The sequence below is a fragment of the Janibacter massiliensis genome (assembly GCF_900289115.1).
Classification (GTDB): domain Bacteria; phylum Actinomycetota; class Actinomycetes; order Actinomycetales; family Dermatophilaceae; genus Janibacter_A; species Janibacter_A massiliensis.
This window is the reverse complement of record NZ_LT985196.1, coordinates 1,310,890-1,336,458: the sequence shown is the minus strand read 5'-3', so window position 1 is coordinate 1,336,458 and position 25,569 is coordinate 1,310,890. Positions and strand designations below refer to the sequence as shown.

21 protein-coding genes are annotated in these 25,569 nt (G+C 74.3%); 5 read left to right on the top strand and 16 right to left on the bottom strand.

The window, feature by feature from the left end:
* Window positions 1-127: 127 nt before the first annotated feature.
* The gene (locus DAA34_RS06465) at window positions 128-679 is read left to right on the top strand and encodes an Rv3235 family protein (RefSeq protein ID WP_106818115.1); all 552 of its coding nucleotides are present in this window, start codon (window positions 128-130) and stop codon (window positions 677-679) included.
* Window positions 680-713: 34 nt separating this feature from the next.
* Here DAA34_RS06465 and secA read toward each other — a convergent pair whose 3' ends face one another.
* Window positions 714-3,497 (bottom strand): preprotein translocase subunit SecA, encoded by a 2,784-nt coding sequence (gene secA / locus DAA34_RS06460; protein ID WP_106818114.1) that lies wholly within the window; start codon window positions 3,495-3,497, stop codon window positions 714-716.
* A 114-nt stretch (window positions 3,498-3,611) separates the two neighbouring features.
* Between secA and DAA34_RS06455 the strand changes: the two genes are divergently transcribed.
* Window positions 3,612-4,751 (top strand): GNAT family N-acetyltransferase, encoded by a 1,140-nt coding sequence (locus DAA34_RS06455; protein ID WP_106818113.1) that lies wholly within the window; start codon window positions 3,612-3,614, stop codon window positions 4,749-4,751.
* Window positions 4,752-4,763: 12 nt separating this feature from the next.
* Here the strand turns inward: DAA34_RS06455 and DAA34_RS06450 are convergent, their stop codons facing one another.
* The 6 genes from DAA34_RS06450 to mtrA all read right to left on the bottom strand — a co-directional run bounded on the left by DAA34_RS06450 (window position 4,764) and on the right by mtrA (window position 11,385).
* On the bottom strand, window positions 4,764-5,420 hold the full coding sequence (locus DAA34_RS06450; RefSeq protein ID WP_106818112.1) for a response regulator: 657 nt from the start codon (window positions 5,418-5,420) through the stop codon (window positions 4,764-4,766).
* 99 nt (window positions 5,421-5,519) lie between these two features.
* A complete protein-coding gene (gene hpf / locus DAA34_RS06445) occupies window positions 5,520-6,164 on the bottom strand; it encodes a ribosome hibernation-promoting factor, HPF/YfiA family (protein ID WP_106818111.1) in 645 nt (214 codons plus the stop codon).
* A 293-nt stretch (window positions 6,165-6,457) separates the two neighbouring features.
* The gene (locus DAA34_RS06440) at window positions 6,458-7,147 is read right to left on the bottom strand and encodes a ComF family protein (protein WP_106818110.1); all 690 of its coding nucleotides are present in this window, start codon (window positions 7,145-7,147) and stop codon (window positions 6,458-6,460) included.
* A gap of 97 nt (window positions 7,148-7,244) precedes the next feature.
* On the bottom strand, window positions 7,245-9,026 hold the full coding sequence (locus DAA34_RS06435) for a GerMN domain-containing protein (protein WP_106818109.1): 1,782 nt from the start codon (window positions 9,024-9,026) through the stop codon (window positions 7,245-7,247).
* Window positions 9,023-10,705, bottom strand: a complete 1,683-nt coding sequence (gene mtrB, locus DAA34_RS06430; RefSeq protein ID WP_106818108.1) for an MtrAB system histidine kinase MtrB — start codon at window positions 10,703-10,705, stop codon at window positions 9,023-9,025. Before mtrB ends, DAA34_RS06435 begins: the two co-directional genes overlap by 4 nt.
* Window positions 10,706-10,707: 2 nt before the next feature.
* Window positions 10,708-11,385, bottom strand: coding sequence for an MtrAB system response regulator MtrA (mtrA, locus tag DAA34_RS06425; RefSeq protein ID WP_106818107.1), 678 nt, complete (start codon window positions 11,383-11,385; stop codon window positions 10,708-10,710).
* Window positions 11,386-11,502: 117 nt separating this feature from the next.
* On the opposite strand from mtrA, the gene DAA34_RS06420 reads away from it, so the two are divergent.
* On the top strand, window positions 11,503-12,828 hold the full coding sequence (locus DAA34_RS06420; protein ID WP_106818106.1) for a hypothetical protein: 1,326 nt from the start codon (window positions 11,503-11,505) through the stop codon (window positions 12,826-12,828).
* Between the two features lie 90 nt (window positions 12,829-12,918).
* On the opposite strand, the gene ahcY is transcribed toward DAA34_RS06420, so the two are convergent.
* On the bottom strand, window positions 12,919-14,367 hold the full coding sequence (gene ahcY / locus DAA34_RS06415; RefSeq protein WP_106818105.1) for an adenosylhomocysteinase: 1,449 nt from the start codon (window positions 14,365-14,367) through the stop codon (window positions 12,919-12,921).
* Window positions 14,368-14,581: 214 nt separating this feature from the next.
* On the opposite strand from ahcY, the gene DAA34_RS06410 reads away from it, so the two are divergent.
* Window positions 14,582-14,839, top strand: coding sequence for a hypothetical protein (locus DAA34_RS06410; RefSeq protein ID WP_106818104.1), 258 nt, complete (start codon window positions 14,582-14,584; stop codon window positions 14,837-14,839).
* Between the two features lie 28 nt (window positions 14,840-14,867).
* On the opposite strand, the gene DAA34_RS06405 is transcribed toward DAA34_RS06410, so the two are convergent.
* Genes DAA34_RS06405 through DAA34_RS06380 form a run of 6 tightly spaced genes read right to left on the bottom strand, consistent with a single transcriptional unit; the run spans window position 14,868 to window position 20,496 of the window.
* On the bottom strand, window positions 14,868-15,839 hold the full coding sequence (locus tag DAA34_RS06405) for a DUF808 domain-containing protein (protein ID WP_106818103.1): 972 nt from the start codon (window positions 15,837-15,839) through the stop codon (window positions 14,868-14,870).
* On the bottom strand, window positions 15,839-17,254 hold the full coding sequence (locus DAA34_RS06400; protein WP_106818102.1) for a mycothione reductase: 1,416 nt from the start codon (window positions 17,252-17,254) through the stop codon (window positions 15,839-15,841). The genes DAA34_RS06405 and DAA34_RS06400 overlap by 1 nt, the downstream gene beginning before the upstream one ends.
* On the bottom strand, window positions 17,251-18,408 hold the full coding sequence (locus DAA34_RS06395; RefSeq protein ID WP_106818101.1) for an SIS domain-containing protein: 1,158 nt from the start codon (window positions 18,406-18,408) through the stop codon (window positions 17,251-17,253). The genes DAA34_RS06400 and DAA34_RS06395 overlap by 4 nt, the downstream gene beginning before the upstream one ends.
* A 4-nt stretch (window positions 18,409-18,412) precedes the next feature.
* Window positions 18,413-18,613, bottom strand: a complete 201-nt coding sequence (locus DAA34_RS06390) for a Trm112 family protein (protein ID WP_106818100.1) — start codon at window positions 18,611-18,613, stop codon at window positions 18,413-18,415.
* Window positions 18,610-20,037 carry a phosphomannomutase/phosphoglucomutase gene (locus tag DAA34_RS06385; RefSeq protein ID WP_106818099.1) on the bottom strand — a complete coding sequence of 476 codons (1,428 nt, stop codon included), beginning with the start codon at window positions 20,035-20,037 and terminating at the stop codon, window positions 18,610-18,612. Before DAA34_RS06385 ends, DAA34_RS06390 begins: the two co-directional genes overlap by 4 nt.
* A gap of 39 nt (window positions 20,038-20,076) precedes the next feature.
* Window positions 20,077-20,496 (bottom strand): DUF3499 domain-containing protein, encoded by a 420-nt coding sequence (locus DAA34_RS06380; RefSeq protein WP_199847433.1) that lies wholly within the window; start codon window positions 20,494-20,496, stop codon window positions 20,077-20,079.
* Window positions 20,497-20,558: 62 nt separating this feature from the next.
* Between DAA34_RS06380 and DAA34_RS06375 the strand changes: the two genes are divergently transcribed.
* The gene (locus tag DAA34_RS06375; RefSeq protein ID WP_234354141.1) at window positions 20,559-20,966 is read left to right on the top strand and encodes a metallopeptidase family protein; all 408 of its coding nucleotides are present in this window, start codon (window positions 20,559-20,561) and stop codon (window positions 20,964-20,966) included.
* Window positions 20,967-20,978: 12 nt separating this feature from the next.
* On the opposite strand, the gene DAA34_RS06370 is transcribed toward DAA34_RS06375, so the two are convergent.
* Both DAA34_RS06370 and DAA34_RS06365 read right to left on the bottom strand, forming a co-directional pair.
* Entirely contained in the window at window positions 20,979-22,472 is a 1,494-nt protein-coding gene (locus DAA34_RS06370; protein ID WP_106818098.1) for a DUF5719 family protein, read from the bottom strand.
* A complete protein-coding gene (locus tag DAA34_RS06365; protein WP_158707647.1) occupies window positions 22,465-25,542 on the bottom strand; it encodes a glycosyltransferase family 2 protein in 3,078 nt (1,025 codons plus the stop codon). Before DAA34_RS06365 ends, DAA34_RS06370 begins: the two co-directional genes overlap by 8 nt.
* Between the last annotated feature and the right edge of the window lie 27 nt (window positions 25,543-25,569).

Genomic DNA, 25,569 nt, shown 5'->3' with positions numbered 1-25,569 from the left:
CTCTCAGCATAGTTACACAGTCTAGCTATACTCTATCGTCTGCTCCGACCGCTTTCCTCTTATTTTTTTTTTTCATTGCCCGGCCGCCCCCGATCCCCACCCCCTCCTTTTTCGCGGCCGGCGCCAGATGGTTAAAATCGCCGTCCTCCCCGCCGTTCGGTCGGCACCCGTCGCGCTCCACCCGTTCCTCGACGCCGAGCTCGACCGGTGGACCGACCCACGCTTCGTGCAGGAGCCGCTCGACATCCCCCTCGGCCGCGCCCGCGCACGCCACGACGCACACCTCGGCGCCGACCCCGACTTCGGCCCGCAGCCCACGCGCCGAGCCGACCTGCCCGACGCCCATGCGACGGCGGCACGGATCGCCCTCGCCGCGCTGGAGGTGATGCGCGGACGGCGCCCGGCGGCGCAGCTGCTCCGCTGCACCTCCCCCGAGGTCTACGAGAGCCTGGCCCGCCGGGGATCGACCGCCGCCCGGCGCGCGGCCGCCCGCCGGCCGTCCGCACGTGCCGGCGAGGGCCGTCGCGTGCGCATCCGGCGGATCGTGCTGTGCCACCCCGCGGACGACGCCGTGGAGGCCACGGTCATCCTCGACGAGGGTGACCGGGTCAGGGCGATGGCGATGCGCCTCGAGGGCCGCGACGGCCGATGGGTCGTCCAGGCCCTCCAGATCGCCTGAGAGGCGCGCCGGACGACTCGTTCGCTCCGGGGGCTCAGCGGCCCTTCTTGCGGCGGGCGGCTCGACGCTGGGCGCGGTTGCTGCCGACCTCGTCGCCCTCGGCGATGACATGACCGTCCGCGGCGACCTCGCGCTCCTCGATGCCACCGTCGTCGCTCGGGGCGCTGAAGTGCATCGGCTGGCCGCGCCCGTCGTCGAGCCCCTTCGCGCGGACCTCGAGCTTCGGCGCCTCGGCGTCGCCATCGCCGAGGAGGTCGGACACGTGCACCGCGCCCTGCCCTACGGCGGGGGTCTGCTCGACCTCGACCTCGGTGTTGAAGAGGTAGCCGACCGACTCCTCCTTGATCGAGTCGTTCATCGCCTCGAACAGCTGGAAGCCCTCGCGCTGGTACTCCACGAGCGGGTCGCGCTGGGCCATCGCCCGCAGGCCGATGCCCTCCTTGAGGTAGTCCATCTCGTACAGGTGCTCGCGCCACTTCCGGTCGAGCACCGAGAGGATGACCCGCCGCTCGAACTCGCGCATCCCGGCCTCGCCGACCTGCGCCTCCTTGCGATCGTAGGCCTCGTGGGCGTCGGAGACGAGCTCGGTCCGCAACGCCTCGGCACTCAGGCCCGAGCGGCCGCCGGCGGCCGAGACGACCTGCTCCTGCGTCAGCCCCGTCGGGTAGAGCGATGCGAGCGCGCCCCAGAGCCGGTCGAGGTCCCACTCCTCCGCGTAGCCCGTCGCCGTCTCGCCGTCGACGTAGCCGCCGACGACATCGGTGATGAAGTACCGGACCTGCTTCTCCAGGTCCTCGCCCTCGAGGACGCGGCGCCGCTCGGCGTAGACGACCTGGCGCTGCCGGTTGAGCACGTCGTCGTACTTGAGGACGTTCTTGCGGATCTCGTAGTTCTGGCCCTCTAGCTGGCTCTGTGCCGACTCGATCGAGCGGGAGAGCATCTTGCCCTCGATCGGGGTGTCCTCGTCGATCTTCGCCGTGGCCATGACCCGCTCGACGAACCCCGCGTTGAACAGCCGCATGAGGCTGTCCTCGAGGGAGAGGTAGAAGCGGGACTCGCCGGGGTCGCCCTGGCGACCGGAGCGTCCGCGCAGCTGGTTGTCGATGCGGCGCGACTCGTGGCGCTCGGTGCCCAGGACGTAGAGACCGCCGAGCTCGGCGACCTTCCCCGCCTCGTCCTTGACGGCCTTCTCGGCCTGCTCGAGCGCCGCGTCCCACGCGGCCTCGTACTCCTCCGGCGTCTCCTCGGGGTCCAGTCCGCGCTTCTTCAGCGCGGCGACCGCACGGAACTCCGGGTTGCCGCCGAGCATGATGTCGGTGCCGCGGCCGGCCATGTTCGTCGCGACGGTGACGGCGCCCTTGCGGCCCGCCTCGGCGACGATCGCCGCCTCCCGCTCGTGGTGCTTGGCGTTGAGGACCTCGTGCGGGATGCCCTCGCGGCGCAGCGCCTCCGAGAGGTACTCGCTCTTCTCGACGGAGGTCGTCCCGACGAGGACCGGCTGACCCTTGGCGTGGCGCTCGGCGATGTCCTTGGCGACGGCCCGGAACTTGCCCTTCTCGGTCCGGTAGACGAGGTCGGCACGGTCCTTGCGGATCATCGGGCGGTTCGTGCGGATCGGGACGACGCCGAGCTTGTAGATCGAGTACAGCTCCGCGGCCTCGGTCTGGGCCGTGCCCGTCATGCCCGAGAGCGTGTCGTACATGCGGAAGTAGTTCTGGAGGGTGATCGTCGCGAGGGTCTGGTTCTCGTTCTTGATCTCCACCCCCTCCTTGGCCTCGATGGCCTGGTGCATGCCCTCGTTGTACCGGCGGCCGGCGAGCATGCGCCCGGTGTGCTCGTCGACGATCATGACCTCGCCGTCGACGACGACGTAGTCCTTGTCGCGCTTGAAGAGCTCCTTGGCCTTGATCGCGTTGTTGAGGTAGCCGATGAGCGGGGTGTTGACCGCCTCGTAGAGGTTGTCGATCCCCAGGTGGTCCTCGACCTTCTCGATGCCCGGCTCGAGGACACCGACGGTCCGCTTCTTCTCGTCGACCTCGTAGTCGCCCCAGCCGGGCCGGCCGTCCTTGCCGCCCTCGCCCTTCTCGAGCATCTCCGCGATCCGCGCGAACTCCACGTACCACTTCTGCGGCTGGTCGGCGGGGCCGGAGATGATGAGCGGCGTGCGGGCCTCGTCGATGAGGATCGAGTCGACCTCGTCGACGATGGCGAAGTTGTGGCCGCGCTGGACGAGCTCGTCGGTCGACCACGCCATGTTGTCGCGCAGGTAGTCGAAGCCGAACTCGTTGTTCGTGCCGTAGGTGATGTCCTTCGCATACTCCGCGCGCCGCTGGTCCGGCGTCATCCGCGCGAGGATGCACCCGGTCTCCAGCCCGAGGGCGCGGTGGACACGGCCCATGAGCTCGGCCTGGTACTCGGCGAGGTAGTCGTTGACGGTGACGACGTGCACGCCCTTGCCGGTCAGGGCGTTGAGGTAGCTCGGCAGGGTGGCGACGAGCGTCTTGCCCTCACCGGTCTTCATCTCCGCGACGTTGCCCAGGTGCAGGGCGGCGCCACCCATGATCTGGACGTCGAAGTGCCGCTTGCCGATCGTGCGGACGCTGGCCTCGCGCACCGCGGCGAAGGCCTCGGGCATGAGCTCCTCGAGGGTCTCGCCGTCCGCCAGCCGCGCCTTGAACTTCGCGGTCTCCTCGCGCAGCTCGGTGTCGGACAGCTTCTGGAAGTCCTCCTCGATCGCGTTGACCTGGGCCGCGATGCCCTCCAGCCGCTTGACGACGCGGCCCTCTCCGGCGCGCAGCAGACGCTCGACGATCTTCACGGGATCAGACTCCTGGTGGCTTGCTCGACGCCGCGGGCCGTTCCCGGGCACGCGGAGGTGTGCCGACAGGCTAGTCGGTCGACGGAGCGCGCACCCTGATGGTTCGATGGCGCGATGCCCGGCCACGCCTTTCCCGACATCGTGCCCGTGCTCGGCGACGGGCGGGTCACGCTGCGCGCCCTCCGTGAGGACGACCTCGTGGCCGTCGTGGAGCAGTCGAACGACCCGGAGACGGTGCGGTGGACGACGGTTCCGCAGCCGTACGGGGCCGACGATGCGCGGGACTTCCTGGCGCTGCACGCCCGCGCGTGGTCGGACGAGCGCGGGGACCGGCTCTGGGCGATCGAGGCCGAGACCGTCCCGGGGGCCGCTCCACGGTTCAGCGGCCTCGTCGACCTCCGCCAGGGCCGCACCCCGGCGATGGCGTGGTCGTGCGGGTTCGCCCTCCACCCGGCCGCACGCGGGTGCGGGGTCATGAGCGCCGCCCTCCGCCTGGCCGCCCGGTGGTCCTTCGAGCAGGGCGCTCCCCGGGTCTACTGGGAGGCCGCGGTCGGCAACTGGGCCTCCCGCCGGGTGGCGTGGGCGTGCGGGTTCACCGTGCACGCGACGTTGCCGTCGTCGGTGCCCGTCCGGGACGGGGTCGCCGACGGGTGGATCGGTAGCGTCGGCCCGCACGACGACCTCACCCGCCCGGCGCGCCCGTGGCTCGTCGCACCGACCCTGACGGGTGCGGGGCTGCGGCTGCGGGAGTGGCGCACGAGCGACCTCGAGGCCGTCGAGGAGCGGGAGCACCCCGAGCACTGGACCCCCTCGAGCACGCTGCGTCCGGCGAACGCCGATGAGTGGTTGACCCGCACGTGGGAGGGGGCGGCCGAGGGCACCTCGGTGACGTGGTGCGTCGCGGACGAGGCGAGCGACCGGGCGCTCGGTTACGTCGCCGTGTTCCGCCGCGACGGGGCGACCCTCGGGGCGGGCGACGACGCCGAGCTCGGGTACACCGTCTTCCCCTCGGCGCGCGGGCGGGGCGTCGCGGCGGCGGCCACCCGGCTCGTCGTCGACCACGTGACCTCGCCCCGGGAGCGCGGCGGGCTGGGCCTGCGCCGGCTGACGGCGATGACCTCGGCGGACAACGCCGGGAGCAACGCCGTCCTGCGCGGCCTCGGCTTCGGCGTGTGCGGCCACGAGCACGCGACCGACGCCCTGCCCGACGGGTCGTGGGCCGACTGCCTCCGCTGGGAGCGGCTCAGCCGGTGAGCCACCGGGACCTCACGACGGCGACAGGAGCCCCGCACGGACCGCGAACGCCGCCGCCTCGGCCCGGGAGCTCATCCCCAGCTTGGTCAGCACCCGTTGCACGTGGTTCTTCGCCGTGTTCTCGGCGATGAAGAGCCGGGCCGCGATCTCCCGGTTCCGCAGCCCGAGCGCGACGAGGGCGAGGACCTCGCGCTCGCGCGGGGTGAGCTGACCGATGGGTCCGGCAGCCGCCTGCCGATCGAAGCGGGCGAGGTCGGTGAGCGCACGCGCGGCGAGGTCGGGCGGGACGATCGAGCGCCCCTCCCTCAGCCCGAGGACGGCTTCCACGAGCTCCGCGGGATCACCGTCCTTGACGAGGTAGCCGCCGGCGCCGGCGCGGAGCGCGGCGACGAGGTCATCCTCCGCGTCGGAGGCGGTGAGCACGAGGACCTGGGTGTCGGGCAGCTCATCCCGGATCCGTCGGCAGCATTCGAGCCCTGAGCACCCGGGCAGGCGCAGGTCGAGGATGACGATGTCCGGGCGCGCCGCTCGAGCAACCTCGACCGCTGCCACCCCGTCGGCGGCCTGGCCGACGACCTCCACCCTCGGGTCGGCCCCGAGGACGACCTCGAGGCCAGTCCTGAAAAGGACGTGGTCGTCGACCAGCACCACCCGTACCGGGTCCGTCATTGCCAGTTCCTCCCCCCCGGGCCCCAACCCGCTCGTCCCATCCTCCCAGACGCTCGGGCCGCCCCGGGACCAGCGGGCCCCGGGGCAGCCGCGGGCTGCTCAGGCGACGTCGACCTCGTCGTCGGCACCGGCGCCGGCGTCGTCGAGACGGATGACGCCGTAGCTCCAGCCCCGCCGCCGGTAGACGACGCTCGGCGCGGAGGTCTCGACGTCGACGAACAGGAAGAAGTCGTGCCCGACGAGCTCGAGCTCGTGCAAGGCCTGCTCGAGGGTCATCGGCTCGGCGCGGTGGATCTTCTCACGGATCTCGATCGGGGAGTCGCCGAACCGGCCCTCCTCGGACCGCTCCGGGTCCGGCTGCGGCTGGGCCCAGGCGAGCGCCTCAGCCATCGCGCCCGCCCGGTGGGTCGCCTCGCCGACCGACTCGGGCGTACGCCGCCCGCGGTGCACGCGGCGCCGGTCGCTCGCCCGACGCAGGCGCTCGCGCAGCCGCTCGGTCGCCAGGTCGAGGGCGCTGAACTTGTCGTCGTGCCGGGCCTCGGCGCGGATGACCGGCCCCTTGCCCAGGCAGGTCACCTCCACCCGCTCGCTGGGGCCGCCGGACCGGGTCGGCTCGTGGCTGACGAGGACCTCGACCCGTTGGATTCCGGCGGCGTGGTGGCCGAGGCGCTCGAGGCGCTCGTGCACGTGCTCGCGGAAGCGATCGGTGATGCTCAGGTGACGTCCGGTGACGGCGATGTCCACTGTGTCCTCCTCGTCGGGCGGCCCTCGTCCTCGGGGGCCGCCGGTCTGTGCAGCGGGCACGGCGGGGACACGGTCTCGTGCGGCACGTCCCCACCGCCGGGTGCGCCGGCCCTCAGCTGCGCGGCCACCCCCTGCCGTGAGGTGCGGCACCCCCGCCACGGCGCGCACGACCGATGACGATCGAGAGCGCGGCTCGGGGGGCCATGACAGGACGCTACCGCTCCCGTCGCCTGCCCGGAAGGCATTCGTCGACCCGCGTCCATGTTCCGTTCACCTCACCCCTCGGGGAGGACTCACGGCGTCGCGCACAGCAGAGCGACGCCGTGGACGTCGACGCCGCCTTCCGCCAGTGCCCGCACGCCCTCGGTCAGGGTGGCCCCCGTCGTCGCGACGTCGTCGACGAGCAGGCAGCCGCCGGTCACCGACCGCAACCGGGGCGTCGGCGTGAGGACGCCGGCCACGTTGACCCGCCTCGCCTCGGCGGACAGCTCCCGCTGGTCGGCCGCCCCGCCCCGGTGCCGCAGACCGTCGACGACGACGAACCGCTCCCGGGTGCCGACCGCGCCGACGGCCGCCCGAGCGAGGTCGGGCACGACCGCCCTCCCCCGGCGACGCCGGGACCGGGCGCTCGCGGGGACGGGTATGACGGCCGTGCGACCACCGGGCGGCCCGACGAGCTCGCGCGCGAGGTCCAGCGCTCCCGCGAGGACCGCCCCGAGCAGGTCGAGCGTGTCCGGCCGGTCGTCGTCCTTGAGCGAGCGCAGCACCGCGCCGACGGCACCGCCGTACGCCGCAGCGGCGACGACCGGGATCTCGCCTGCGGCGCCGGGCGCGTGGAGCACTCCGCCGAGCGGTCGCGCGGTCTCGGCGAGGACCACCCGGGCGCACGGCGCGCACAGGGGAACGTCGGGTCGCACGGCGGGCGCCGGGCACCCTGCGCACCGCACCGGCAGCACGAGGTCGAACGCCGCGGCCAGGCTCACCGAAGGACGATCACCCGACGCGTGCTCGGACCGCACGTCGCCGCGGACCACGGTGGACAGGCGAGGCGACTGCCGCGCCCTGTGGACGACCCGCCGGTCAGGACAGCGGCACGAGGACCTCGTCGGCCTCGTCGATCTCGAACCAGGCGCCGCCCGCCCGTTGGAACGTGCCCGAGTCCGTCGAGACGACGAGCCCGCGCACGCCACCGATCGAGGACACCTGGCGAAGGCCGCGCAGGGAGCTGAGCGCTCGGGTCGGCGGAGCCGCCGTGAACCCGCCGACCTCTGCGAGGAGGACCCCGACCGCGCGGGCCGGATGGAGCGAGCCGAGGATCGCGACCTGGGTGGGTCCGACCCACGACACGTCGCGCACGCTCGTCACCCGCGCAGCGAGCCGGCGCGCCTGCGGGGAGAGGGCTTGCGGCAGACCGTTCGGGCGACGGATGACGCCGGAGACGACGAGCTGGGGGTCGGAGCCGTCCGCCCGGGTCGTCACGACCAGGACCCGCTGCCCGAGTGCGGAGGGCGCGACGTGCGCGATGCGACGACCGGCCAACCACGGGACCTTGACGCGGTAGGCCCTCGCCCCCGGCGAGCCCGGTGCGGCGGTGGCGTTCACCGCCCACAGACCCGGCCGACCGTCGCGGGCGACCCCGCCGAACCACAGGACGCCCTGGATGTCGAAGACGGGCCGGGTGAGCTCGGTCCCGGGGGTCGACACCTCGAGCGCAGTTCGACCGCGCCACCGGGCCAACTGCGTCCGGTCGCGGGTCGTCGCGGCGAGGTCGCGGCCGTCGGCGGACAGCGAGAGGGGCCCCCACGCGAGCGGGATCCGGGGGAACGGCGCCAGCCGACGGTCGCTCGCCCGGTCGCCGATGCCGGAGGCCGCGGTCCGGTAGAGGCGGTCGCCCTGGCGCACGAGCGGCGCGGCGGTCGCACCGGTCGCCTGCGTCGTGAACCCCACCTCGCCGACGGTGCGCACGGGCAGGGAGGTGCCCGGGACGTCGAGCGCGGCACCGTCGCTGGTCAGCCGCACCCCGTCGACCCCGGGCGCGGACTGCAGGGTGGCGACGAGCTCGGCATAGATCACCCGGCGGGTGTCGGGATCGCCGGGGCGCGAGGCCGGGGTGAGGTCGACCGAGGCGATCCCGTCCTCGACGGGGATCGCCTCGATGGACAGATCGGGGTCGCCCACGTCGCGGATGGCCCCCGTGAACTCCCGGGTGGGCACGGACAGCTGGGCCTGCACGAGCCGCGTGACGATGCGGTCGTCCGGCAGCCAGCGCTCCTCCGGGATGAGGACGTCCTGGTTGGTGGCCGCGTGGTGGATCGAGACCCGCTGGAACACCCGCTGCGTCTCGGCCGGTGTCAGCCAGCGGCCGAACCCCTTCTCCAGCCCCTGCAACCGCCAGCGCTCCCCGTCCCGGACGAGCTGGACCTCCGTGCGCAGGTAGGTCAGGGGCGGGGACTCGACGAGCCGCCCCTCGGCATCGATCGTCGCGAGGACGTCGATCCGCAGCCGCGCCCGGTTGCCCGGCAGCGGCACGATCCGCAGGGAGCCCTCCTCGTAGACGACGGTGCCGGAGTCCGGGATCCACCCCCGGTCCGCCTGCGGCGTGAGGTACTCGCGGGCGACGTCGACGTCCGACCCCGTCGCGGCGCCGGCGCGCAGGAACCCTCGCACGACCTCCGCCTTCGACTCCCCGTCGGTCGGGCCGGCGAGGACCGCACGCGGCTGCCGCTCGGCCGGGGGGTCGACCGGCAGGCCCTGACGGACCGGTGAGCTCGTCGCCAGCCCGCCGCACCCGGGCAGCACGGCCACCGTGGCGGCGACGACGACCCCGAGGACCGCACGACGCACCCGACCGACCCCGCTCACAGCTCCTCCCCCGCTGTCCCGGCCCCGACCGCAGCCCCGTCGACGACGACGACCCCCGGGGAGTCCTCGACGGCGTCGGGCCCCGGCGCGAGCGGCAGCGGCGAGACCCGGACGGAGTCGCCCTGGCTGCAGGGCACCGTGAGCCGGAAGCGCGACCCTGCGTCCGGCTCACCCCACGCCTGGAGCCAGCCGCCGTGCAGCCGGGCGTCCTCGAGGGCGATCGCCAGCCCCAGCCCGGTGCCGCCGGTCGTCCGGTTCCGCGCCGGGTCGGCACGCCAGAACCGGTTGAAGACGAGCGAGGCCTCGCCCGGACGCAGACCGACGCCGCGGTCCCGCACGAGCACGGCGGCCGTGTCCTCGTTCCGGGCGACGTACACGTCGACGGGACGGCCCTCGCCGTGCTCGATCGCGTTGACGACGAGGTTGCGCAGGATCCGCTCGATGCGCCTGGAGTCGACCTCCGCCAGGACGGGCGCGGGGCCCGGGTGGAGCCGGACCACCGTCGAGCGGGCCGCGGCGATCGGGGCTGCGGCCTCGATGACCCGTCGGGTGAGGTCCCCGAGGTCGACCGTCGTGCACTCGAGGCCTGCGGCGCCCGCGTCGAACCGGCTGATCTCGAGCAGGTCCGTCAGGAGCGCCTCGAAGCGCTCCACCTCGCCGTGGAGGAGCTCCGCGGACCGTTGGACCACCGGGTGCATCGACTCGCGCCCGTCGTAGATGAGCTCCGAGGCCATGCGGATCGTCGTCAACGGCGTGCGCAGCTCGTGCGAGACGTCCGAGGTGAACCGCTGCTGGACGCGCGAGAGCCCCTCGAGCTGGCGGATCTGCGCCTGGAGGTTGTCGGCCATGTCGTTGAACGACTGGGCGAGCAGGGCCAGGTCGTCCTCCCCGCTGACGTTCGCGCGCTCACCGAGCTCGCCCGACGACAGCCGCCGGGCGACGTGCGCCACGCGGCGGACGGGCGCGACGACCTGCCGGGTGACCAGCCACGCGACACCGCTGACGAGGACGACGAGGAACACGCCGCCGAGCCCGATCGACCGGCTGATGACGTCGAGCGTGCGTTGCTCGCGATCCATCGGGTAGACGAAGTACACGTCGTAGGGGCCGGCGCGCGGGACGGTCACCTGCTCGCCGACGATGACCGCGGGGACGGTCACCGCGGTGCCGTCCTCGGCCGTCCCCGGGACCGGCGCGAGGGCCGTCTGCTGGTGCTCCGGGTCGGCGGCGACCGCGGTGCGCAGGTCGGCCGGGATCTCGGCCAGCCCGACCTCGCCCCCGGACTCGGCCGTCTCGACCACGAGGGAGTTGGTGTTGTTCAGCGACCGGGTGAGCACGATGTACTGCAGCCCGCCGCTCGTGTCCGAGCCGCGGATCTTCACCGCGTCGGCGGCCGTGAGGGACAGCTGGCCCGGGGTCTGCGTCGCCGTGCTGACGTCGAGGTCCTTCTGGATCGTCTGGGCCCGGGCGCGCGACTCGACCTGCGCGGACTCGATCCGGTCGCGCTGCAGGCCCTGGGCGATCTCCTGGTAGAGGTACGCGCCGATGAGGGCGACGACGAGCACACCGAGAACGATCGTCGAGGCGACGACGCGGAACTGCAGCGACCGGCGCCACCGCCGCGACGCCCGGCGTGCTGCGGCGCGCAGGAGGCGGAGCGGTCGGTCGAGCGAGGACACCGTCAGGCGGGCCCGGCCTTGTACCCGACGCCGCGGACGGTGACGACGATCTGCGGGTTCTCCGGGTCGTGCTCGATCTTGCTGCGCAGCCGCTGCACGTGGACGTTGACCAGGCGGGTGTCACCGGCATGGCGGTAGCCCCACACCTGCTCGAGGAGCACCTCGCGGCTGAAGACCTGGTACGGCTTGCGGGCGAGCGCGAGGAGCAGGTCGAACTCCAGCGGCGTCAGGGAGAGCGACTCCTCGCCGCGGCGCACGGCGTGGCCAGCGACGTCGATCGTCAGGTCGCCGATCGTCAGGCGCTCGGGCTCGGGGTCCTCGCCGCGGCGCAACCGGGCGCGGATCCGCGCGACGAGCTCCTGCGGCTTGAACGGCTTGACGACGTAGTCGTCGGCCCCGGACTCGAGCCCGACGACGACGTCGACGGTGTCCGTCCGGGCGGTGAGCATGACGATCGGCACCCCGGACTCGGCGCGGATGCGACGGCAGACCTCCATGCCGTCCATGCCGGGCAGCATCACGTCGAGGAGGACGACGTCCGGGCGGGTCTCGAGGAAGGTCGGCAGCGCCGACGTGCCGTCGGCGACGTGGACGACGTCGAGGCCCTCGTTGCGCAGGACGATGCCGAGCATCTCCGCGAGAGCGAGGTCGTCGTCGACGACGAGAACGCGTCCCTTCACCGTGATCGTCCTTCCGTGGGTCGCAGCCGGTCCCGCCCGCGGGGTGCGCCACAATGACCGGACGGCACGCGAGCGACGTGCCAGACGATCCTTGCACACCAACCACCTGGAGGCCCCGTGACGCGCGCTGGCGGCGCCACGAGCGTCCGGGCCCGTCGGGGACCCCGGGAGCGCGCCGTCGTCGCGGCCAGGTGGCGCTCGAGCTTCGACGGGATCCTCGAGCGCGCGAGCGTGCGGTGGTGGGTCGTCCCCCTCGCGATCTGGCTCCTCGGTCGGGCGATCACCACGGTCTTCCTCGTCGTCGGCGCGCGGCGCCAGATCCCGATGGTCGAGTCGTCCCCGGGGTACACCGTCCACTTCCCGACGGTCGGCGACCCGGGCTACTGGGTGGCGACGACGAACTGGGACGGGCAGTGGTACAAGCAGATCGCCCTCCACGGCTACCCCTCGACCCTGCCGATCGTCAACGGCTCGGTCGCGCAGAACGAGTGGGCCTTCTACCCGCTGTACCCGGGCATGTGCCGCGCCCTCATGGAGGTCACGGGCCTGCCGTTCGAGGTCGTCGCCCCGCTGCTGTCGACCGTCCTCGGGGGGATCGCCGTCGTCCTCCTCTACCGGCTGCTGCTCGTCGGCGCGGGACGGTTCGTCGCCGCCGCGACGGTCCTGTGCCTCACGGTCTTCCCCGCCTCGCCCGTCCTGCAGGTCGCCTACACCGAGTCGCTCGCGCTCCTGCTCATCGTCCTCGTCATGTGGGCGCTGCGCTCGCGTCGGTACCTCCTGGTCCTCGCCCTGTGCGTGCCGCTGAGCCTGACCCGCGGCATCGCACCCGCGATGGCGATCTGCATGGGCGTCTACTGGATCCTGCGGTGGTGGCACCGGCGCGAGGAACCCTTCGAGCGGCTGGAGATGATCCGCGTCGCCGGCCTCACGCTCGCCGTCGGGGCGCTGGCCGGGCTGTGGCCGTTCATCGTCGGGCTCGCCACCGGGACCCCGGACGGCTTCATGGAGACCCAGCGCGCCTGGCGGGTCAACCAGGACCGGGCGATCCTCAACAACTGGTGGTCGCGGATCGACGACTACTACGGACCGGTCGTCGCGACGGTCGTCATGCTCGCGATCCTGCCGCTGCTCGTCGTCCTCTTCCGGCGCGCGACCCGGGTGTGGGGCCCGGAGCTGCGGGCGTGGGCCTTCGCGTACACCGCCTTCCTCCTCCTCGTGACGAGCCCCGGCTCGAGCACGATCCGCTTCCTCGTCCTCGTCCTCGCCCCGATGTGGCCCTTCCCCGACCGGATCCCCACCGGACCGCAGGCGCGGGCGGCCCACCGTCGACGGGTGTGGGCACTGGGGGTGGTCTGCGTCCTGTGGCTCGTCCTGCAGTACGTCGCGGTCACCGAGGTCTTCACCATCCCGGTCGAGCCGGGCAACGGCCGCCCGTACCCGTGACGCGGCCCGACCGTGCGCACGACGCGGCCCCCGCCGTCCCGGAGGACGACGGGGGCCGCGGTGTGCCGGACGGGCACGACCCGGGCGGCGTCAGTAGCGGTAGTGCGCCGGCTTGTACGGGCCCGCGACGTCGACGTCGAGGTACTCGGCCTGACCCTTCGTCAGCTCGGTGAGCCGGACGCCGAGCGCGTCGAGGTGCAGGCGCGCGACCTTCTCGTCGAGGTGCTTCGGCAGGACGGAGACCTCGTTCTGGTACTCGTCCGTCTTCGTGAACAGCTCGATCTGGGCGATCGTCTGGTTGGCGAACGAGTTGCTCATGACGAACGAGGGGTGACCCGTCGCGTTGCCGAGGTTCATCAGACGCCCCTCGGACAGGACGATGATCGAGCGGCCCGCGTTCTCCCCGTCGGAGAACGTCCACTCGTGGACCTGCGGCTTGATCTCCTGCTTGACGATGCCGGGGACCTTCGCGAGGCCGGCCATGTCGATCTCGTTGTCGAAGTGACCGACGTTGGCGACGATCGCCTTGTTCTTCATCTTCTGCATGTGGTCGGCGGTGATGACGTCGTAGCAGCCGGTCGTCGTCACGTAGATGTCGGCGATGTCGAGGACGTCCTCGATGCGCGCGACCTGGTATCCGTCCATCGCGGCCTGGAGCGCGCAGATCGGGTCGACCTCGGTGACGATGACCCGGGCGCCCTGGCCGCGCAGCGACTCCGCGGAACCCTTGCCGACGTCGCCGTAGCCGCAGACGACGGCGACCTTGCCACCGACGAGGACGTCGGTCGCGCGGTTGAGGCCGTCGACGAGGCTGTGGCGGATGCCGTACTTGTTGTCGAACTTGCTCTTGGTGACCGAGTCGTTGACGTTGATCGCCGGGAAGAGCAGCTCGCCGGCCTCGGCCAGCTGGTAGAGGCGGTGGACACCGGTCGTCGTCTCCTCGGTGACGCCCTTGATCCGCTTGCTGATCTCGGTCCACTTCGTCGGGTTCTCGGCCATCGTCCGGCGGACGAGCGCCTTGAAGACGCCGAACTCCTCGGAGTCCTCCTCCGTCGTGGGCGGGACCTGGCCGGCCTCCTCCCACTGACGGCCCTTGAGGACGAGCATCGTGGCGTCGCCGCCGTCGTCGAGAATCATGTTCGGGGCGTCGCCGTCGGCCCACGTGAGGATCTGCTCGGTGCAGTCCCAGTACTCCTCGAGCGTCTCGCCCTTCCAGGCGAAGACGGGGACGCCCTGCGGGTCCTCCGGGGTGCCGTTCGGGCCGACGACGACGGCCGCGGCCGCCTCGTCCTGGGTCGAGTAGATGTTGCACGAGGCCCAGCGGACCTCCGCGCCGAGCGCGGTGAGCGTCTCGATGAGGACGGCCGTCTGGACGGTCATGTGGAGCGAGCCGGCGATCTTCGCGCCCGCGAGCGGCTGCCTGTCGCCGAACTCCTCGCGCAGGGACATCAGACCCGGCATCTCGTGCTCGGCAAGACGGATCTGGTGACGCCCGGCCTCGGCGAGGCCCAGGTCGGCGACCTTGTGGTCGACGGTCATGGATGTGACTCCTTGGTGTTGTCGGGTGGTCTCGACCCGGCGACGCCCTTCTGGGCACGCGACGCGGCTCGGCTGCGCCGATCCGCCGCGCGGGTCATCTCCCACGCCGGCGTTCCGACCAGACTAGTGCACTAGCGTGGTCCGACCGGCCCGCTCCGGGCTGGCGCGCCCCCCTCTCGGGGGGCGTCGTCCCGGCACGAATCGAGGACCAGAGATGACCGACTCCCCCATCGACCACCTCGGCACGGGCATGCCCGGCACGAGCCCCGCGCACGACCTCGACCTCGGCGACGACCACGACGCGACGGGTCAGGAGATGGAGGCCCGCGCCCTCGAGGCCGAGCAGGCCGCAGGATCGCCCGGCTCCGGCGAGGGCGAGTCCGAGCTGACGACGACCGAGACCGAGCCGCAGCGGATCGCGGACAGCGGCCGCCCGCAGACCGAGGGGTTCTCCGGCGGCGGCGAGTTCTGACCGGCCCCGACGGGGTCGCCGACGCCGATCAGTGGGCAGGCGCCTCGTGACCGCCGCCGCGGGCCTTCTTCACGAGGTGGACGACCGTGACGACGATCGCCCCGAGGACGACCCCGACGAGCGCGGAGAGGGCGGTGTTCGTCAGCCAGGCGAGCACCCCGCCGAGCGGGCCGTGGACCGCGTGGTGGACCTGCTCCTCGAGGTGGTGGACGACCCCGTAGGGACCGTGGACGCCGAGCTCGTCGAGCTGCGTGAGGACGATGTGGCCGCCGACCCAGAGCATCGCGACGATGCCGATGGTCGAGAGCGCGGCGAGCAGCTTCGGCATCCCCGCGACGAGTCCGCGCCCGATCGCCCGCGAGGCGCCGGACTCCCGGCGGCTCATGTGCAGGCCGACGTCGTCCATCTTGACGATGAGCGCGACGACGCCGTAGACGAGCGCGGTGATGAGGAGCGCGACGACGAGAAGGATGGCGGCCCGGGAGACGAGCGACTCCTTCTCGACCTCCTTGAGCGCGATGACCATGATCTCCGAGGAGAGGATGAAGTCGGTGCGCACCGCACCGGAGACGACCTCGTCCTTCTTCTTCTCGGGGTCGACCCCGACCTCGTCCGCGGCGACGGCGGGAACGTCCGGGTGGTGCCCCGACACCGCCTCCCACAGCTTCTCGGCGCCCTCGAAGCACAGGTAGGTCCCGCCGACGATGAGCAGCGGCGCGAGCAGCCACGGGAGGAACTGCGAGAGCAGGAGGATCACCGGGAGGATGAAGATCACCTTGTTGCGCAGCGACCCGATCGCGATGCGCTTGATGATCGGCAGCTCGTCCTTCGGCTCGATGCCGGTGATGTAGCGCGGTGTGACGGCCGTGTCGTCGACGACGACGCCCGTCGCCTTCATGCTCGCCCGTCCGGCGGCGGCACCGACGTCGTCGATGGATGCCGCGGCCAGGCGCGCCATCGCCGCGATGTCGTCGAGCAGGGCAGCGAGTCCGCCGGCCATCAGTCCTCCAGTCCGAGGAGGGCGTTCTCGACGACCTCCGTGAGTGCGGGGTGGATCCAGTACTGTCCCCGGGCGACGTCCGCCGCCCGGAGCCCGAACGACATGGCCTGGACGAGCGGCTGGATCAGCGTCGAGGCCTGAGGTCCCATGAGGTGCGCACCGAGCAGGAGCCCGGAGCGACGGTCGGCGACGACGGTACACAACGACTCGGTGTCCTCCAGCGCCCAGCCGTACGCCGTCGAGCCGAACGCCTGGGTGTGGGCGAGGACGTCGTCGACGCCTCCCCCGTCGGCGAGGATGCGCTCCCGGGCCTGGGCGACCGTGTCCCCGACGGTCGCGATCTGGGGGTGACCGAAGACGGCCGCCGGGACGACGTCGTGCGGGAAGCTGCGCAGGTCGTCGGGGTGGACGAGGTTGTGGGCGACCACCCGCGCCTCGGCGTTCGCGACGTGCTTGAGCTGGAAGGGCGAGCTGACGTCCCCGAGGGACCACACCCCGTCCGTACCGGTCCGACCGTGCGCGTCGACGACGATCCGTCCGTCGGGGTGGGTGTCGACCCCCGCGCGCTCGAGGCCCAGGTCGTCGCTGTTGGGCACCCGGCCGGTCGCGACGAGGACGAGGTCGATCTCGACGGTCGTGCCGTCCGACAGGTGCGCCCGCACCGCGTCGGACCCCGCGATGCGTTCGAGCGAGTCGACGGTCGTGCCGTGCCGGACGTCCCAGCGGTCGGTGGCGATCGCGTCGAACGGGATCCCGATGCTCGGGTCGAGATCCCGCAGCAGCTGGGGCCCGCGGACGACGAGGGTGATCGAGGCGCCGAAGCCGGAGAGCACGTGCGCCATCTCGGTCGCGATGTAGCCGCCGCCGACGACGAGGGCGCGACGGGGCGCGGCACCGATCCGCATGACCGTGTCGGACGTGTGCACCGGCAGACCGTCGGCGAGCGCCCGGGCGAACGGCTCGGGCACCCACGGCCGCGACCCGGTCGCGATGACGACCCGGTCGGCGGTCACGCGGGTCGTCGACCCGTCGGCCGCGGTCACCTCCACCTCGCGCGGGCCGACGAAGCGCCCCCGCCCCTGGTGCAGGGTCGTGCCCTCCCCGTCCCGGCGGTAGGCGGCCCCGGCCTCGCTGATGGGGTCGATCCGCCCGAAGATGCGGTCGCGCGCGGCCGCCCAGTCGGCCCGGGCCCCCTCGACGGTGACGTCGATCCGCGCGGCCTCGTGCGCCTCGGCGACCCGGTCGGCCGGGAGCACGAACATCTTCGTGGGGATGCACCCGACGTTGAGGCAGGTGCCGCCGAAGATGCCCTCCTCGACGATCCCGACGGACCACCCGGCCATCTCGGGGGTGACCAGGGAGTTCCCCGACCCCGAGCCGAGGACGAGCAGGTCGTGGTGCGTCGCCGTCGTCATCGGCGGGCCAGATCGACGATGAGCTCGGGGGCGAGCGGATCCATGGCGTGCGCGAGGGCGAGGTAGGCGGCCGCGAGGTCGAGGGTGTGGACGACCCCGGCGATCCGGACGAGGGGGTGGCCGGCCTCGGCCCGCACGGTGATGACCTCGACGCCGCGCTGCTCGGCCTCGTCGGCGAGCTGGTCGGCGAGTCGCGAGCGGTCGCGCGCCGCCTCGGAGTCGATCCCGGGGTCGTCGCGGAGGATGACGAGACCGAGGCGCCCGTGCTGGCGGTCCCCGTCCTCCGCGAAGGTCGCCGCGAACGGGTCGTCGGTGAGGGTCGGCATCGGCATGCTCAGGGGTCCCGCCAGGCAGGCCAGGACATCCTGCGCCGCATCGGGCAGGGTGGCCGTCATCGACGGGATGCGGGCGGTCCGAGCGAGCATCTGCCGGAGCCGGTCGGCGACGACCTGCATCGTCGGCGACCCCCCGACGATGACGGGCGCGCTCCCCTCGAGGCGCCCGGCGAGCTGCTTGGCGGGGTTGGCCTCGAGCGCGACGCCGGGGGCGCAGACCGACCACACCGCCTCCAACCGCGTGGCGACGTCCTCGAGGTCGGCGGCGGTCACCTCGGGCCCGCCGATGCGGGCCAGGGCGATCGCGGTCGGCGCGAGCAGGCCCCACACGCTCGCGCGCGCGGAGGAGTGCAGGGCCGGGACCGTCAGGTGGACTCCCCCGGCCTCGGCGCAGGCCGCGGCCGGTTCGCTCGTCGGGTCGCCGACGGTGAGGACCCGGGCACCCCGCTTCCCCGCCTCGCGCACGAGCTCGGCCTGGTACGGGCTGGCGCCGCGGTGGGTGACGACGCCGAGAAGGTCCTCGCTCCCGAACCAGCCGGGCAGCCCTGGCATCCCCACCCGGTCGACGACACGGGGCGAGATGTCCCCCGCGAGCCGAGCGAGGGCGTCGCCAGCGAGCCGGGCTCCCCCGCTGGCCTCGACGAGGACGGACCGGACTGCCTCGTCACGCTGGATCGCCGCGAGGTCGGCGTCCTGGCCGATCCGGATGCCGCGGCGCACCTGGTCGGCCGCGCCGGAGAGGCCGCCGAGCAGGTCGGACCGGTCGAGGGTCGAGAGGATCTGGAGGTCCCGGATCCGGTCCTCGTCGAACGGGCGCACGGTCTCAGGCGGGCCGGCGGGCCTCGTCGACGAGCAGGACCGGGATCCCGTCCTCGACGCGGTAGGCGCGGGCGCAGTCCGTCGCGGTGCACACGAGCTCGGGGTGCTCCGGGCCTGCCTCGTCACGAAGGGTCGACCCGCAGGCCGGGCAACGGAGGATCTCGCGCAGCCAGCCGGGGATCGGTGCCGGGTCCGTGGGGGTCATGCCGCAGATCCTCTCACCAGCGCGAGCACGGCGTCCCGCACCCGCTCCATCGTCGCCTCGTCGGCGGCCTCGACGTTGAGCCGCAGCAGGGGCTCGGTGTTGCTCGGCCGGAGGTTGAACCACCAGCGGGGCGCCTCCTCGTGCAGGGCGGTGAGGCCGTCCATCTCGTCGATCTGCGCGCCCTGCTCCCGCGCCCAGGCCGCCGCCCGGGCGGTGGCGCCCGGGACGTCCTCGACCGTGGAGTTGATCTCCCCCGAGGCGGCGTACCGCTCGTAGGGGGCCATGAGCGCGCTGAGCGGACCAGAGGACTCGCCGAGGGCGGCCAGGACGTGCATCGCCGCCAGCATCCCGGTGTCGGCGAAGAAGAAGTCGCGGAAGTAGTAGTGGGCCGAGTGCTCGCCACCGAAGACGGCCTCGTGCTCGGCCATGACGGCCTTGACGAACGAGTGGCCGACGCGGGTGCGGACGGCCCGGGCGCCCTGCTCCGCGACGACCTCGGGGACGACGCTCGAGGTGATGACGTTGTGGACGGTCGTCACCGCCGCCGGGTCGACACCCCTGGCGACCTCCTTGGCGATCTCGCGCTGCGCGATGAGCGCCGTGATGGCCGAGGCCCCGACCGCCTCGCCGCGCTCGTGGACGACGAAGCAGCGGTCGGCGTCCCCGTCGAAGGCGAGCCCGAGGTCGGCGTCGTGCTCCCGGACGGCGGCCTGGAGGTCGACGATGTTCTTCGGGTCGAGGGGGTTGGCCTCGTGGTTGGGGAACGTGCCGTCGAGCTCGAAGTACAGCGGGACCACCTCGAGCGGCAGCGCGGGCAGGCCGGCCGCCTCGCCGAGGACCGCCGGGACGGTGTGCCCGCCCATGCCGTTGCCCGCGTCGACGACGACCTTCAGCGGCCGCGAGCCGGAGAGGTCGACCAGTCCCCGGAGGAAGGCGCCGTAGTCGGCGAGCGTGTCCCGCTCGCTGACCTCGCCGCGGCGCTCCTCGACCGGCACCTCGTCGGCGTCGAGCCACTGCTGGGCGAGGTCGCGGACCGCGGACAGGCCGGTGTCCTGGCCGACCGGGGCCGCGCCGGCGCGGCAGAACTTGATGCCGTTGTACTGCGCGGGGTTGTGGGAGGCGGTGAACATCGCTCCGGGCAGGCCGAGCACGCCGCTGGCGTGGTAGAGGCCGTCGGTGCTGCACAGACCGATGAGGACGGCGTCGACCCCACGGTCGCGGACGCCCTCGGCGAGGGCGGTGGCCAGCTCCGGCGAGCTCGGGCGCATGTCGTGCCCGATGACGACGGCCGGAGCCCCCTCGGGGCGGGCGACGACGTCGGCGAACGCGGCGCCGAGCGCGCGCACGACACGGGCGTCGATCTGGTCGGGGACGGTACCGCGGACGTCGTAGGCCTTGACGAAGGCGCTCAGGTCGGTTCGCACGCGGTCATCCTAGGAGGGCGCGGCCGCCCGTGACACCGCTCAGCGGGGGTCGCGGTGGGAGAGGACGCGCAGGTGCCCGCGCCGTCCGGACTCGCGCATGCCGCCGGGCAGGTGCTCCCCGACGACGGGGTACGTGCCGGGGGGCGTGGCGGCGGCGACCGGCGCTCCCGGCTCCGGCTCGCCGGTCCGTGCGCGGCGGACGACGTCGGCGAGGGCGACGAGGTCGTCGTGGTCGGCCGGCGGGTGCTGGTCGTCGGCGAGCCGAAGCACGTCCCACCCGCGGGGGGCGGTCATCCGGGCGGCGTGGTCGGCGCACAGGTCGTAGGAGTGCGGCTCGGCGAACGTCGCCAGCGGTCCGATCACCATCGTCGAGTCGGCGTAGACGTACGTGAGCGTCGAGGTGGAGGGCTTCGTGCACCCGGTCTTCGAGCACTGGCGCGACAGGTCCGGGGCACTCACGAGGGGAGAGGCTACGGCACGCTCCGGCCGAGCGCGGGACGACGCGCCCGTACGATGACCCGGTGCCCCAGCCGACAGCTCCGCGCCGCCGGGACCGCCGCGGCCGCGGGCGGCGCGGACCGCTCGCGTGGCCCCCGGTGCCGGCGATGACGAGCCGGGCCGCGGCCTTCGACGAGCTCGTCCTCGACAGCGCCTCCCGGCTCGGACCGCACCTCGTCGGGCGGTGGGCGAACACCGAGTTCGCCGTCGAGGAGGTTCCGGCGCACGCCGGCTGGGAGGGTGAGGTCGTCCTCGCGCGGGCGTTCGCACCGCGCGGGCAGCGTCCGGCGCGCGTCGTCGTGTACCGCCGGCCCGTCGAGCTGCGGGCCCAGGACCCGGCCGAGCTGCCGATGCTCGTCCACGCCGTCGTCGTCGACCAGGTGGCCGCGCTCCTGGGGGTCGCCCCGTCGGACCTCGACCCGCGGGCCTGACCCCGCCCTGCGTCAGCCGGCGGGCGTGACCTGCACGGCGCCTCGGCGCAGCCGCACCGACGGGACCGTCGACGCGGCGCGCAGCTCCGCGATCCCCCGGCCCCGCGCGGCGAGGAGACCGGCGCGGACGTCCGCACCCTCGGTGACCGGCCGTACCCAGGTGCTCCCCGCTCCGTCGGGGACACCGACGATCCGCGTTCCGTCGGCCACGACGTCGACGGTCCGCACGACGGACCGGCCGCCGACGACCGAGGTCACCCGGACCCGCGCTGCGGACCCCGAGGCGTGGACGACGATCGCCCGGCGGCCGCCGACCGGCGCGGGGACCGCCGTCCCGCCGAGCCGCCCGACGGGGTCGCTCGCGACGGACCACGCGAGGTCGCTCGCCTCGCCGGCACCGGCGGGGATCGTGGCGACGGCCGCGACGACGGGCCGGTCGGAACGGACGACGACGGAGCCGGGGGCGGTCGCGACCGGGAGCTCCTCCTCGGCGCTCGAGCCGGCCGGGACGGTGACGACCCCGCCCGCCACGGGGTGCTCCCCCCGCGCGTCGGCGGTGCGGAGGCGAACGACCGCGTCGCTCGCTCCGGGGTTGCCGATGCGCACGGTCCGGCGGCCGGCGGGGACCGCGGCGATGACCTGGGTCGTCGCCGGCGCCGCCGTGGGGGCGATCGCCTCGGCCCCGGCGGGCCGGGTCCCGTCGCGCCAGCTCTCGACGAGGGTCGCGCGCACCAGCCCGCCGGAGGCCCGGACGTGGAGCACCGGGACGGCGTCCGCGCCGAACGCGCCGTCGACGAACAGTCCGCGGCGGCTGCGGCCCGGGACGGTGACCGTGCGCGAGGTGGCCCCGTCGACCCCGGCCGTCCGCAGCGCCTCGACCTCGACGGTCGACGGGTTGGCCCCGAGGTTGGTCAGCAGGAGCCGTTCCTGCCGACCGGGTGCGTCGCCACCACCGATGAGCCAGGCGTCGGCCGACGGCGCGCCGCAGCCCGAGCTGAGCAGACCCCGGGCGCGCGGCCGGTCGACGACCGTCACCGTGCCCGCCACCGGGCCGACGGCAGCGGCGCCGGTGCCCACGACGGCGGCCGGGCGGCCGGTGCCGTCGACGCTGCGGGCCGCGTCGGAGCGGTTCGTCCCCCGCAGCCCGACGACGCCGGTGACGAGCCGCCCGGTCGGCGGGACCGGGACGTCGAGGGCGGCCAGGTCCGCCCTGGGCGGCGTCGCGGTCACGAGTCGACCCTCGGAGGGCAGGTCGGGGACGCCGGGCGTGCCGAGGAACGGCGCGCCCGGGCAGGCCAGCTCGGTCGTCCCGAGCGAACCGTCGTCCCCGGCCCGGGGGGTCGTCGCCACCGACGGACCGGAGACCGTCACCGCAGGTGCGTGCAGCGCACCGGCCGCGGCGAGCCCGACGGCGGCGGCGCCGGCGAGCGCGACGAGCGCCCCGCGGTGCCACGGTCGGCGGGCGGGGGCGGTGGCGCCCTCGGCGCGGCTGCGGGGGTCAGACATCGTCGGCCCTCTGGCGCGCGACGGGGACGAGGAGATAGAGCGCGAGCAGCAGCAGGCCACCCTGGGCGACCTTCCACCACGGCGCGCTGGACCGGGGGTCGATGACGATCCGGTGACGCCCCGGCGGGACCGGATAGGTCGGCTGCGCCGTCCCGGCCTGCGCGGCCACGGGCCGGTCGTCGATGCGGACCTCGGCGCGCGCGGACCAGGCGGGGCGCTCGGCGACGACGAGCCGGGCCCCCTGCGGCACCTCGAGCATCACGTCCGCAGCGCCCGTGCGGTCGACGGCGACGTCCGACGTCCGCCGGGCGTCCTCGAGCCGAACCCTCGCCGGCCCGCCGGTGAGGACTCCGCCGTCGCGCGCGACCCCGGTCACCCGCCACGTGAGGTACCCCCCGACCGAGCCGGTGCGCAGCAGCCCCGGGGACCCGTCGAGCCTCGTGACGAGGGCCGGCGGGACGTCGGCGGGGACGGAGACGAAGCCGATCCCGGCGCGCCCGAGCCGCGTGGCCGGTGGCACGCTCGCGACCTCCCCGCCGAGGAGGTCCTCGGCGACCGGCGTCACCGACAGCGGGTCACGCCCCCCCGGCAGCTCCCGCCGCAGCGTGCGGGCCGGCTCGTCGCCGTCCGCCCCGAGGACCCGCGCGGTCGCGTGCTCGCCCTCGACGTCGAGGACGAGGTGGCGCAGCCGCGGTCCGGCGATGCCCTGCTCGAGGCTGACGCGTGGCCGGGGATCGACCCGCGGCGCGAGGACCGGCTCGGCCCGCAGCGCAGCTCCCCAGCCGACGAGCGCGGCGACGGGCACCCCGGCGGCGACGAGAGCCGCGGTCCGCGTCGTGCGGGCCGGGGCACGACCCACCATGAGCTCCGGAGGGCGGAGCGCCTCGTCCGCGGCGAGGAGGCCGAGGGCGAGTGCGCCCGCCGTCGCGACGAGCCAGCCGGTGCCCGACCAGGGACGGACCGGCTCGGGGCCCGCGAGCAGGATCCGGGGTGCGACGAGCGCGGCGGCGGTGCCCAGCGCGACGAGGGCGGTGGCCGCACCGAGAGGGCCCGGCCGACGGCTCGTCGCGAGACCGCCGAACGCCAGGAGTGCGAGGACGCAGAGCGCGAGCCCGGCCGTCCAGGACGGCCCGCCGGCGCGCAGCGGCTCGAGGGGGTCGGTGGCGCCGGGGTCGGTCACCGCGCCCCAGCCGGCCAGCAGGCGCGCCGGGTCGGTGACGAACCGGACGACCCACGGGCCGAGGAGCCCGGCGGTGAGGACCGCGACGAGGACGGCCCGGAGGCGCCCGCGGCCACGGGCGACGACGACGAGGACGACCGCGCCGAGCAGGACGAGGACCCCCAGAGCGGGGACGAGCGCCGCCAGGAGAGCGCCGAGGATCCCCGCGCGGCTCGCTCGGGACGTGCTCGACCGGCGGCCGCCGAGCGCGGCCAGGTCGGCCAGGACGGTGGGCAGGAGCACGAGCGCGACGGCGGGCCCGAGCCGACCGGTCGTCGTGGCCGTCCACCCGACCGGACCGAGCGCCCAGGCGAGCGCCGCGAGCGCCCTCGGCCACCGGACCGGCGTGAGGAGCCGGGAGGCCGCGTAGGCCGTGAGGGCCGCGGCCAGCGGCGCGAGGAGGAGCAGGAGCGCGATGGCGGACGCCACGGGCGAGTCGGCGGCCGACCCCTTCGGCACGGCGTCGACGGCCTTCGCGAGGACGGCCAGCGGCAGGACGGCAGGGCTGGGCTCGGCGGGACCGCCCCAGCCGGCGCCGGTCCAGCCCGTCCACCACTGCTGCACGAGCCCGCCCGGCGTGTCGGGCGGGGTGCCGAGCTCGCCCCCCATGGGTCCGTCACCCACGAGCCGGACGAGGGAGCCGGGTACCGCGCGCCACCGCACGATGCTCGCGACCGCGACCGTCACGAGGACCCACGGGAGGGGATGGGCGATGGGGATCCCGAACCGGCTGCGAGGTGCGTCCTCGGCGTCCGGGGGCGGGGCATCGACGGTCTCGTCGACGTATCGGCTGCGGACGACCCGGGCGGGGACGAGGAGGGGACGGACGTCCGTCGTTGGACGGCCGCCGACCCGGCGAGCCAGCGGGGGGCGCAGCGCCCGGGGCCGGAGGCCGGCGAGGGCGATGGCGAGCTCGCGGCCGGCGCGCCGGGGCCGCCGGCCCAGGAGCAGGGCGAGCGCGAGGCCCACGCCGGACACGAGGCCGCCGAGCGCACCGGCGAGACGTCGTCCGAGGGGCGCGTGGCTGAGGGCGACGGCCCGGCAGGCTGCGTCGTCGCGAGCGCCGGTCCGGCCCAGAGCCGCGGGGACGGCGATCCGCGCGCCCGGGACGCGCACGAGGCGTAGGGCCCGCTCCTGGGCGCTCCACCCGAGGTCGAGGTCGGCGGCGACGGGTGGCAGGCGCCGGTCGTACCCGCCGACGGTGACCAGGGCGGCGGTGTCGACGAGAAGGCCCGGCGCGGCGAGGGCGAGGACGTCGGAGCCGTCGTCGTACTGGCCCTGGTCGAGCTCGCCCGGCGCCGGGGTCGGCACGAGCCGACCCGCCGCGGACGACCCGGTCCCGAAGCCCACGAACCGGTCGGTGCGCCCCTGCGCGACGAGCTTGGGTCCGGCGGCGGCGACGCCCGAGGACATCCGCAGCGCCTGCTCCAGCCGCCCGAGGGCGTCCGGCTCGGGGGTGCACCCGTGGTCGAGGAGCCAGACGAGGGACCGACCGTCGGCCGGGGCGGGTGGCACGTGCCGCTCGACGGTCGCCCGCACCGCGGAGCGGAGCGTCTCGCCGGGGGCGTCGACGACCGTGACCGTCGTGGCGTCCCGGTCGGGTCCCGTGAGGGCGTCGGCGACCCGGGGGTCGATCTCGCCGCCGGCGGGTCGGGTCCGCAGGAGCACGAGGTGGTCGGGGGTGCGGTCCTGACCCGTCACGGCGGCGACGAGCGCCAGCAGGTCCTCCGTGGAGGCGGGCCGACCGAGGTCGTCGACGTCGGCGAGGATCGCCGTCACGCGGGTACGGGCGGGGCGCCGTCGCCGACGCGCCGGAGCGGAGCTGACGGCGGGGGTGGTGTCGGTGGTCACGGAGCCGGACTCCCGACGGGGGACGGA